The organism is Parvularculales bacterium, assembly GCA_036881865.1.
In the GTDB taxonomy this organism is placed as follows: domain Bacteria; phylum Pseudomonadota; class Alphaproteobacteria; order JAPOUT01; family JBAJNM01; genus JBAJNM01.
Genome location: JBAJNM010000075.1, coordinates 1 through 12136 on the forward strand (window position 1 = coordinate 1; position 12136 = coordinate 12136).

Here is a 12136-nt window from a genome sequence, read left to right on the forward strand (position 1 = left end):
GACCCGACCCTGGTCTGGATCAACGAAAGGTTGGTAACAGCGGAATTAGCACGAAAAGTGAGAGCCTGACCGGCAACTGTAATAACACCCGTAGAGCCAGGACCTGCTTCTCTAGTAGTTGGCGTAACTACAGAACCGGTACGCAGAGCCGTACTGCCGGATATTCTGCCCCGAAGATCCGTTATGGTCGCATGATTGTCTGCATTGGCAGATGTGAAAGTCAGCGAGATCGAACCAGCCTTGAAGGACCCGAGCAGGCTTGTGCTGCCATCTGATATGCCGAACGTCCCGCCAACGGCGGCGGGAATACCGTTCCCGGTTCCGAAAAACTGGCCACCCCAGGTGCCCGTCAGGGTTGAATCGCCCATAACGCTCGTGGTGCCGTAAAAAGCCCCGTTATTTCCACTGGTAATCGGCCCCTCCATTGCCGTGGGGGCGTTCAGCATTATAGGGGTGGTGATGGGATGAGCAACATTATCCAAGCCATGTCTAAGATTGGTCACCATTCCGCTGATTGATCCATGTGTACCGGTGGCAAAATCAGCCGTCAAGGTCACATCACCCCAGAATTCATCTCTCCGGTCAGCATTGGCGTATATGCCATAAGCCCTGCCGACATAGGCCGCCGTTCCGGTTAAAGCAGCCAGATTAGTCCCGTCATAGTTCCAGTCACTGGCGACAAAAGCGGTATAAGTATATGCATCGGTGTCGGGATTCTCAAAACGCCAATATCCCCAGCTTATATAATTGTTAGCCGTGCTACCAACTACGTCGGTTAAAACCAGAGCTCCTCTTTGCCCGTTCATGTTTACTATCCTGTCAATACGCCCGGCCAATGTTTTATCGGGAATGCGAATGTCATTATCATCCGACGTTTCGGTGTACGCGGTGTCCGAGGTACCAGTCATGCTGCTAAGATAAGTACCAGCTTCCACTACTCTCACGGCAACGCCCTGTATTGCCGGCACATCCCCTCCCCCGAATGCTACCGATATGCCGGTATATTCATCCGCGTCTGATATGTCGGTATCCGTAGCTCCAACATTTGAAGCCTGGGTCGTACCCCGTGAGGCACTCAGACCCCCACTAGACGCCGTTGACCCGGTTCTGCGGATCCCCTGTGCGCCTATCTCGAGGCGTCCCTCAATAGTGGCCAGAGTACCTGTCGTTGCCGTCAGGATTGACATAAACGGAACCGGCTGCGTGTGAGTCGTGTCAGCCTTGAAGGCGCCGAGCAGGCTCAGGGTGCCGGCGTCGTTAGATACGCCGAATGTCCCGGCAACGGAGCCGGGGGTATTAGACCCGGTTCCGTAAAACTGGGCACCCCACATTCCCGTCAGTGTCGAGTCACCCGTAACGCTCGTAGCACCGGAGAAAAATCCGTTATTGGCGGAACCGATGGTCTGCGCTCCCAGCATGATAGGGCCTGTTACGGGATGAGCAACATTTGCGGCGCCATGTCTAAGATTGGTCACCATTCCGCTGACCATTTCCATGTCAAAATCGGCCGTCAAGGTCACATCACCCCAGAATTCATCTCTCCGGAGGGCATTGGCGTATATGCCGAAAGCCTCACCGGTATAGGTCGCCGTTCCGGTTAAAGCGGCCAGATTATCCCCGTTATAGTTCCAGTTACCGGAGGCAAAAGCGGTATATCTATATACAGGTAGCGGGCTGCCGGCGGGATTCTCAAAACGGTGATAACCCCAGCTTATATAATTGTTAATTGAGGCACTGACGTTGTCGGTTAAAATTAAAGTGCCTGCAATTCCCGCCCGATTTTCTATTCTGTCCAGATAATCCGCTATTGTGGTATCAGGAAGGCGCAGGTCAGGCGTGATGTCCCTACTATTCCCCGGGTCTATAGTAAGATGAGGTCCATCAGCCACTCTCAGGATGGTGACCCCTTTCGTGACAGGATTCGATCCGGAGAATACTGCTGATACGCCAGAACGCCGATTCATATCTGTCGTAGTGGTACCGGTAGCATATTCAGAAGACTGGGTCACACCCCGTGTGCTTACCTGATTCGGACCGCCGGCCGTCACTGACGCAGATATGGGAGTCCCCTGTGCGGCACGTTTGAGGGCTGCCTGAGCCAGATTCAGATTATTGCCTACCGACGTCGTCAGGACTGTCATAAACGGATCATGCGTGTCAGTCGTATCGGCCTTGAAGGCACCGAGCAGGCTCAGGGTGCCGGCGGCATCTGATGCGCCGAATGTCCCGGCAACGGAGCCGGGATAATTGGACCCGCTTCCGAAAAACTGCGCGCCCCACGTACCGGCCAGAGACACCGCGGTGTCGCCCACACCCAGCATCGCGCTCGTAACACCGTTGCCTATAAATCCGCTATTTGCGTTCCCGATGGTCTGCGAACCCAGAGTTATGCTGCCTACGGGATGAGAAACATTATTTCCATGACGGATATTACTGACCATTCCGCCGAGTGTTCCCACACCGGTTCCGTCAAAATCAGCCGTCAGGGTAACATCACCCCAGAAGTCAGCTATGTCGGTGGCATCGGCGTAAACACCGACAGCATCACCGGTAAAGGTCGCCATTCCGGTTAACGACATCAGATTCATCTGGGGATAGCCGGTGTTCCCTGAGGCAAAGGCCGTATATCTATAGGTTGTGTTGGCATAATCCTCAAAACGGTGATAGCCCCAGCTCACATATTCTTCGCTACCGACGGTGCCACTAAAGCCGGTTAAAATTACAGCTCGTGAAATTGGCGTCATATCCGGATTTTCAGCGGTACTGCCCAGTCTGATCACCTGCTGTGCCTGCAAGTTATCAACAAGCCCACGGGTAAGCATGGTGGTGTCACTCCTGGTGGGAGCAGTACCCAGAGTGTCCGAGCCCACTGTCAGAGTCGTGTTATCAATAGCCCCCGCCGCGTCGAATGTTACCGTTACGTCGGCCATGGCACTCGCATCGGAAGACTGGGTCACACTCCCGAATACGGGAGTCGCCCCTGCGGCGGCCCCGAGGGCCGCCCGTGCCGCGCTCCGGTCAATTACTGCATTATTTGTTGGAGGAGGGTCCGGGGGGGTTACCGGTGGGTCTGTCGGCGCCGGACCGGTAGCGACCAGTGACGGATCATTGAAGATAGAACCACTGCCGCTGCACGCCGCAAGAAAAGTCAGGGCGACAAGCGGTGCAAGGAATGCGAGTGCCGGGCGCTTTCCGCTCTCCCTTTTGGCAGCCATTCCGGTTTTCGCGGTCAGAATATCAATATTGATTTGCAAAAATCCAGCATGTGGATTTTTGGCCTCGTCCGTCTTTGTTGTCATAGTCTTCATCCTTATTCCCTTATCTCTTCTCGCATAATCTATGTAACTATCATCCGGTGTCTAGTAAAGACTTATCCGGCTTCCCAGATACAGATAATCAATCGTATCGCCGGAAATCCTGTACCGGTCATATCCCGCCATCAGGGACAGGCGATTACTATATTTATAGGTCAAATCGGCGCCATAGTAAACATCGCTGCCATCATCGCTTAAAGAAAGCGAAGCCCCGCCGCCCCGCATGTCTGATTCGACCTCCCAGAAGTGAAGGCCGATTTTCGGCACAACCGAAACCGGAGGGGCAGGCTGTCCCCGTTCGACAAGAACCGTCAGGGGAATATCAAAAGCGATGTACGGGCCATACGATGTTACCGGCGTTTCCAGTTTAAGACCGGTCGCGGCGGTCTGTTCAACGCCATCGAGAATGTACCGTCCGCCGCTTTCCGCAGAAAATTCGGCGGTGCCAAAATCATTATAGGCAAAGCCAAGCATGATGCCATTATTGCCTTCAACGCCGGCCGATATCCGGTAGCCATTATCCTGATCGTCAAGAGACGCATTACTGACCGCGCCAAGTCTTTCCCTGCCGAGTTTGGTCCAGCCATAAGAGACGGCGGCATAAGTTCTGATTCCGTTTCCAAACAAGCCTGTTCCGTTGCCGGCTTCAGCCACAGCGGGCCAAAGCATAATCAGACAGGTGAGGCCGAGACAGCCGGCGGATATTTTTCCGAGCATATTATACCCTTAACAGTTGCTATACAGTTTTGGGGTTTCCCAGCCAATAAACCGAAAACCTTCCAGAACGACGATAGCAAAGAAAACACTCTCCGGCAAAGGAATTTTTTCGTCCGAGGGTGCCTTTGAGTCGGTAGTAGAAGCGGCCTGTGAGTCAGTAAAAACTCGTCCATCTCTGTCAAATCGTTCACTGGACGATTTGACAGAGATGGACCGTCACAAGACCCACCGGGTCTTGTTGACCCTGTCAATTCCTCAAGCCTAGCAAATGATTCACTGGATCATTTGCCTTAACGGCTTGAGACCAGCAGAATGCTGTCTCCTTTTATTTTATACCCCTGCGGGGTAGTTTCGCTACGCGCCTTCGGAGCTGCCTTCGGCAGAGCAACAGCAGCCTACGTCTGAGCCTTTTTTCGGAAGACAGAGCACCTGCGGTGAGGGCGGGGTGAACCGGATGAGAGGGACGGGGTGGCATTGAGCCTTTTGAACCCAGAAATATTCGTCCAGCACGGAGCAAAAGACTCACAGGTTAATGCTGATGGGCCTGTAGTATCCGTCCATCTCTGTCGGTTCGGCCACCGGCAGAACCGACGGGCGAGATGGACGGGTTGACCGTTTGAACTACTGCGTATCGCGGGTTACCCCGAAGGCGCCGTTGAGAGTACTGGTGTTGAAAAAACCGGCGATCTCGGCATGATCGGTCCCCATAGAAGAGGCCGGTCAATTCGCTCCCTTGTCGAAATGCCCCGGCGGAGGAGATGACCTCCGCACCGGTAAAAGTGACGGCGGCAAGACCCGGATCCGTTCCGTTTATATTGAGCCATCCGTCAAATACCGCATCAACAGTCGCCGTAGTATCAAAATTGTAGGTGATCGTCGCATCACCCCTCACGAAGCTCTGGTCCGAGGCCGATCTGACCGAAGCAACGGCACCGCCGCTCCAGGTGGCGACACCTGAGGTGGGAAGAGAACCCGTGGGCTCACCGAAATAATAAGGAAGGTAAGTATATTGATAGCTGCCGGATGTTCCCGTTCTTATTCGCACCGACCCGAAAGCACTGTGGGTGTTCCATCCCCCGAATGAATTAAATTCCATAGCCTGATTCGAGCCCGTGTCACCTATGGTTCCTGCCGTACGTCCCATTGCGAGATTGACACCATGGGCCTGCTCAATATTTGTGACGGTGTTGTCACTGATCCTGAGTATATCCGGATTCCCTGTCGTCCCGACCCTGGTCTGGATCAACGAAAGGTTGGTAACAGCGGAATTAGCACGAAAAGTGAGAGCCTGACCGGCAACTGTAACACTACCCGAAGTGCCAGGACCTACTACCATAGTAGTTGGCGTAACTACAGAACCGGTACGCAGAGCCGTACTGCCGGATATTCTGCCCCGAAGATCCGTTATGGTCCCATGATTGTCTGCATTGGCAGATGTGAAAGTCAGCGGGACGGGGCGGGTTGCGCCGAAGGCGCCGATGAGATGCTCGGTATTGAAATGTCCGGCGACCTCGGCATGATCGGTTCCATAGAAGCGTCCGGCGATTCCCATACCCTGTTGTGAGGTATATGAATCAAACCCCGCGATGATATTGGGAGCCGAGCCCGATATAGTGAGAAACACCTCGTCAAAAGTGACGTCGCCAACATTCGCACCAGACGGAATCGCTCCGTTTATGTTGCGCCATCCGGTAAATGCCGCCTCAAGAGTCGGAAAAGCACCAAAAGTGACTGTGAGCGCCGCATCACCGCGGATGAAGGCACGGTCCGACTTGACCGTAGCAACGGCACCGCCGCTCCACGTGGCGATCCCTGATGTGGGAAGAGTCGTACTTGGCACACCGAAATAATACGGAATGAAATGATATGCATAGCTGCCGGATGTTCCTGATCTTACCTGCACCGACCCGAAAGCACTGTGGGTGTTCCATCCCGCAAAGGTTTCAAATGCGAAAGGTAAAGCAGTTTGGCCACCTAAAGTTGCTTCCGTACTTCCTTGTGCGAGAGTAACACCATGGGCCCGAGCAGTGTTTGTGACAGTGTTGGTCGTTTTGATTAATGAATCCAGAGTCATTCCCGGCAAGGCCAACGCAAGGTTGTCAAGAGTAACATTGGCAACATGAGTAAGTTCTCTTATACCAATCATATATGTACATCCAAATCCACCGCAAGTAACCGCCCCCTCGCTTGCATAATTGCTTGCCGTAGCCAGAGGACCGGCATTCAAAATCGTACCGCTTGCCGCAATGCCGCGGAGGGTCGCTATGATTGTATTAGAACCGACGTTCACCGTTGCAGGTTCTCCGAAAGGCAGTGGGGCCGCAGGAGCCGGCGGAGCTGTCATGGGCCCCATCGCAGCGCGGGTTCCGCCGAAGGCTCCGTTCAGGGTGGCAGTATTGAAGATGCCGCCGACCTCGCTGTGTGTTGTTCCATAGAAGCGTCCATCAATCTGCTGAGGGGCGATCCCCGAAAATGCACCACCGGCGAGGGCCAGACCGGCATAGGAGACGGCTTCGACAGATGGCATTGCCGTTCCGACATCATTAAGCCATCCGTCAAGCATCACATCGACAGTGGGATTGGCGGAATCGGTGAGGTCAAGAGTGATTGTCGCATCGCCGCGAAGGAAGGTGCGGTCGGCTTTTACGGACGCTACGGCACCACCGCTCCACGTGGCGACACCGGCGGCGGGATTTGAACCACTGGGTGTGCCATCAGTAAAAGGAAGGAAACGATATGTCTCGCTACCGGGAGCACCCGCTTTAACCTGAATCGATCCGAAAAAACTGCCGGTAAGCCATCCGGCAAATGTTTCAAATTCCAAAGGAACACTCCCTGTTACATGTGTTCCTGATGAACGCCCCCGCGCCAGCGTAACACCATGGGCTGCAAAACCATCTGTTGTGTCGGCGGTAAAACCTGTCAGAGTACGTGCCATTGACAGGGAAGTCATATTAAATCCATACATTTCACCCCCAAGACCAGTAGCATATGTAGGAAAACATTCTCCGTCAGCGCATCCTGTGGCCGGTTCGCTTCCAAAATTATCCGTTGCCGCACTACCACCCATAAGCAAATCTGTAGTCTGGACATTACCCCTGCTTTGAAGGGCTGCCAGACTTGTTGACCCGGCCGCCGGTGCGAACACGGTTAACGTGTGCGGAGCGGTCATGGGCCCCATCGTAGCGCGGGTTCCGCCGAAGGCTCCGTTGAGGGTGGCAGTGTTGAAGATGCCGCCGACCTCGCTGTGTGTTGTTCCGTAGAAGCGGCCCTCGATTTGCTGTGGGCTGGTCCCTGAAAATGCGCCACCGGCGAGGGCCAGATTGGCATAGGAGACCGCCGCAACAGATGACATTGCCGTTCCGTCTATCCCGAGCCATGTGTCAAGCATCACATCAACGGTGGGATTAGCGGAATCGGAGAGGTCGAGAGTGATTGTCGCATCGCCGCGAAGGAAGGTGCGGTCGGCTTTAACCGATGCAACGGCGCCACCGCTCCACGTGGCGAAACCGGCGGCGGGATTGCTGCCGCTGGGCACACCCACGGTATAGGATGTGAATCGATGTATCTCGCTGCCGACTGCTCCTTGTGCAATTTGCACCGCTCCGAAAGCACTGGCGGCAGCCCACCCCCCAAACGTTTCCAATGCCACAGAATTGGTAAATCTTGTTCCTGATGAACGTCCTCGCGCGAGGGTAACACCGTGGGCTGCAAAACCTTGTGTAATCATTGAAGTAGAAATAGTAATGCCTGATGTTGTTAATGACAGGTTAGATACATTTGAAAGACCAAATGTTACATTTGAACTGCTATTAACAGGCACACCACAAGTATTAGAAAAGCAAGTTGTAGCCATTTCGCTTCCAAAATTGCCGGCCCCGGCCTCAGCACTGCCGCCAAACACCAGATTTACGCCGGTGGCCCCAGCCCTGCTTTGAAGGGCTGCCAGACTTGTTGACCCGGCCGCCGCTGCGAACACGGTTAACGGATGCGCCGGATCGGCCTTGAAGGCGCCGAGCAGGCTTGTGCTGCCGTCGGTGTTTGATACACCGAACGTTCCGGCGATGGAGCCGGGATTGGCGGACCCGCTCCCGTAAAACTGTGCGCCCCATTTACCTGTCAGTGTCGAGTCATCCGTAACGCTCGTATCACCCGTGAAAAACCCGCTTTTTGAGGACCCGATTGTCCCCATTCCCAGCATTATACTTGCTACGGGGTACTCAACATTATTCATGCCATGACGAAAATTACTGATCATTCCACTGACTGTTCCCCGCGCGTCGCTCGCACCAAAAGCGGCCGTCAGGGTAACATCAGCCCAGAATTCATCCCTCCGGAGGGCATTGGCGTATATGCCAAAAGCCTTACCGTTATACGTCGCCGTTCCGGTTAAAGCCTGCAGATTGCTCTGGGGATAGCCGGTGTTACCCGAGGCAAAAGCATGATAATTATAGGTTCCGATTTCGCCAGCAAGTCTCTCAAACCGCCGGTATCCCCAGCTAACATATTCTATGGTATCGGGGGCCGGGTCGATACCGGAGGTGACAGTATAATCGGTTAAAAACACAACTTGTGCATTGCCTTGTCCCAGTCTGATCAACTCATCGGCTAATGAGGTATCGGGAATAAGGTGCGGATCAATGTTGTGAGAAGCGCTAGTAAGCAAAGTATTCTCACCGCTTGGCGACACTGCCGCGGTATAGGCTCTGAACTGACTCATCAATCCGGACAATCTTATCCCTACGCCGGTCATCTGGTCGGCAGGTGTCGTGACGGGACCACTACCCGGTGGCTCTTCCGTAGCGTGCGAAGACTGGGTCACACTCTGTGCCGCTACAGTCCCCGCTGTTTGTCCAATCGTGACGGTCACTGTCTCTGATCTTGGGAGCCCCCGTGCGGCCGTTCTTATCAAACCCTGAATTGCTCCAAGGTTACCGCCTACTATCGTTTGCGACAGAATTGGCATAAACGGAGAAGTCGTGGGCCCCGTTGTATTGCGGGTTCCGCCGAAGGCACCATTCAGGGTGGCGGTATTGAAGATGCCGCCGACCTCGCTGTGCGTTGTTCCGTAGAAGCGGCCCTGAATTTGCTGAGGGGCGGTCCCCATAAATGTGCCACCGGCGAGGGCCAGACCGGTATAGGAGACGGCTCCGACAGATGGCATTGCCGTTCCGTCTATCCCGCGCCATGCGTCAAGCATCACATCGACAGTGGGACTGGCGGCTTCGAGGTCAAGAGTGATTGTCGCATCACCCATGAGGAAGGTGCGGTCGGCTTTGACCGAAGCAACGGCGCCGCCGCTCCACGCGGCAACACCCGCTGCGGGATTGCTGCCGACGGGATCACCGACAGAATAAGGAACGAAATGCCAGGCTTCACCACCGGATGGTCGCGATGTTATCCGGACCGCTCCGAAAGCGCTTTCGGTAAGCCATCCGGCAAATGTTTCCAGATCATAATCCGGTGTTGAAACAGACGTAGAATTTATTGCTGACCTTGCCCGGGCGAAGGTAACACCGCCCATTGCGACGGTCTCCGAGATCATGGAACTTACCAGAGTTCTACCGGAGTCCGTACCTGCCAATGACAGGTCCACTATGCCGGCATTATCAAGAATAATTCTTTCAATATCGATATCCACACTACAACCGGGTGGATTCTGAAATTTGCAAACGACATCAGGTTCTCTTCCAAAATTGCTTGCCGTAGCAACTTTGCCCGTAATTATATCCGGAATCGTGGATGCAACGTTGGCATCCGCAATCCCTCTAAAAGTACTTAGGGCTGTAGACCCGGCCGTTGGCACGAAAAAGTCTAACGGATGAGGCTGCGTGTCAGTCGTATCAGCCTTGAAGGAGCCGAGCAGGCTCAGGGTGCCGGCGGCGTTTGATACAGCGAATGTTCCGCCAACGGAGCCGGGATAACCGGACCCGCTCCCGAAAAACTGTGCGCCCCACTTACCCTCCAGGGTTGTATAGCCCGTAACGCTCGTAGTCCCCCTGACAAAACCGTTGTTCATGGACCCGATCCCTTGCTCAGCCAGGATTATATCGGGTACGAAGTGCTCAACATTATCCGCCCCATGACGGATATTAGTGACCATTCCGCCGAGTGTTCCTCTATCGTCACTCGGACCAAAATCCGCCGTCATGGTAACATCACCCCAGAATTCATCTCTCCGGACGGCATCGGCGTATATGCCAAAAGCCCTGCCGGTATAGGTCGCCGTTCCGATTAAAGCGGCCAGATTAGCCTCGTCATAGTTCCAGTTACTGGCGACAAAAGCGGCATAACTATAGACCGGGCCGCCGAGATCGGCGGGATTGTCGGGCGCTTCTTCGCGCCAATATCCCCAGCTGATATAATCGTCAAGCGTGCTACCGACAATGTCAGTTAAAACCAGAGCTTCGCTGTTTTCGTCCGTGTTTTCTATTCTTTCAATATGATCCGCTAACGAGTCATCAGGAAGGCGATGGTCAGGTGTGCCGTCGGTTGCGGTACTAAGAAAAGTATTGCCACCCACTCTCACGACAGTGTCCGCTTTTTCCGGCATCTGGTCAGTTGTGAATGCTACCGATACGCCGGTATATTCAGTTCCTGCCGAAATATCATCCCCGCCAACTATTGAAGACTGGGTCGAACCCCGTGACGCCGTCAGACCTCCAACAGCCGCCGCAGACCCGGTTCTTACAGACCCCTCTGCGGCCGCTTTCAATGCACCCCAGATCATGCCAAGGTTACCGCCTACTGCCGTTGACGTCAGGGTTGTCATAAACGGCGTGACAGCCGGATCAGCCTTGAAGGCGCCGAGCAGGCTCAGGCCGGTGTCCGATACGCCGAATGTTCCGGCAACGGAGCCGGGATAACCGGGCCCACTCCCGAAAAACTGCGCACCCCACTTGCCCGTCAGGGCAGCATTGTCCGTAACGCTTGTATCACCGGTGACAAAACCGTTGTTCATGGACCCGATCGTTTCCTCACTCAGGGTTATGCCCGTTACGGAATAAGGAACATTGTCACCATGCCGGATATTACTGACCATTCCGCCGATTGTTCCTATATCGGTGCCCGTGCCGAACTCAGCCGTCAACTCAACATCAGCCCAGAAGTCACCTCTCCGGACGGCATCGGCGTAAACACCGACAGCCTTACCGGTATAGGTCGCCGTTCCGATTAGAGCGTTCAGATTGTTCCCGTCATAGCCGGTGTTACCGTCGGCAAAAACCGTATAGCTATAAGAGTCCGTGGCGGCGGGATTCTCAAAACGGTAATATCCCCAACTGATATATTCTGCGCTACCGACGCTGCCACTAAAGTCTGTTAAAATGAGTGCCTGCGATAACCGGGCCGGGTCTGTCAGTCTGATCGCTCTGATCCCTTGCATCGCTATTGAGGTATCAGGAATGCCGTCGGAAAGCGTGAGGTCAGTCCCGCCGGTAGCAAGAATACTTTGTCCATCCACTGTCAGGTCATAGGATGCCGGCTGTAATTCGCCTGACTCCGGATCCGATGTGAATGTTACCGTTACGTCGGGCACGGCACTCATAGCCGTCGTGCCGGGGGAAGTTTCGGAAACGATCGAAGACTGTGCCACGCTTCCCGGTACGGGACTCGCCTGTGCGCCTGTCGCGATGGTTTGCCGGGCTGCGACCAGGTCTACGTTTTCATCATCCATGGTGCCGCGACCGGCGTTATCACCGACCGTCGCCGGATCAACGCCAAAACCGCCCGCCGACGGATTATTGATAATAGAGCCACTGCCGGTACACGCCGCCAGAAAAGTCAAAGAGGCAAGCGATGCAAGCCATGGAACCAGCCATCTTCCGGTCCTTCCGGTTTGCGCCGTCCGGATATCAACATTGATTTGCAAAAATCCAGCATGTGGATTTTTGGCCTCACCCGTCTTTGTTGTCATAGTCTGTATCCTTATTCCCTTATTCTCTTACCTTCTCTAAACCGCCTGAAGTGTTGTAGCAAAGAAAACACCTCCGGCAAAGGATTTTGTCCGGTCTGGCGGGCGGGGTGGACCGTCAGGGTTCGGCTTCACGGTTGGACCTAAAGCAGAGCGTCCATCCAACTCAAATGCAGCAATATTCGTCCAGCAC

General features: G+C 54.4%; 3 protein-coding genes. All 3 read right to left on the minus strand.

The genetic code is table 11. The features are described from left to right. The coding region (locus V6Z81_10605; protein MEG9862916.1) for a hypothetical protein at positions 1-3299 on the minus strand (3299 nt) is incomplete at its 3' end. Positions 3300-3359: 60 nt separating this feature from the next. Beyond that, positions 3360-4031 carry an outer membrane beta-barrel protein gene (locus tag V6Z81_10610; GenBank protein ID MEG9862917.1) on the minus strand — a complete coding sequence of 224 codons (672 nt, stop codon included), beginning with the start codon at positions 4029-4031 and terminating at the stop codon, positions 3360-3362. A 529-nt stretch (positions 4032-4560) separates the two neighbouring features. Next, a complete protein-coding gene (locus V6Z81_10615; GenBank protein MEG9862918.1) occupies positions 4561-11946 on the minus strand; it encodes a hypothetical protein in 7386 nt (2461 codons plus the stop codon). Between the last annotated feature and the right edge of the window lie 190 nt (positions 11947-12136).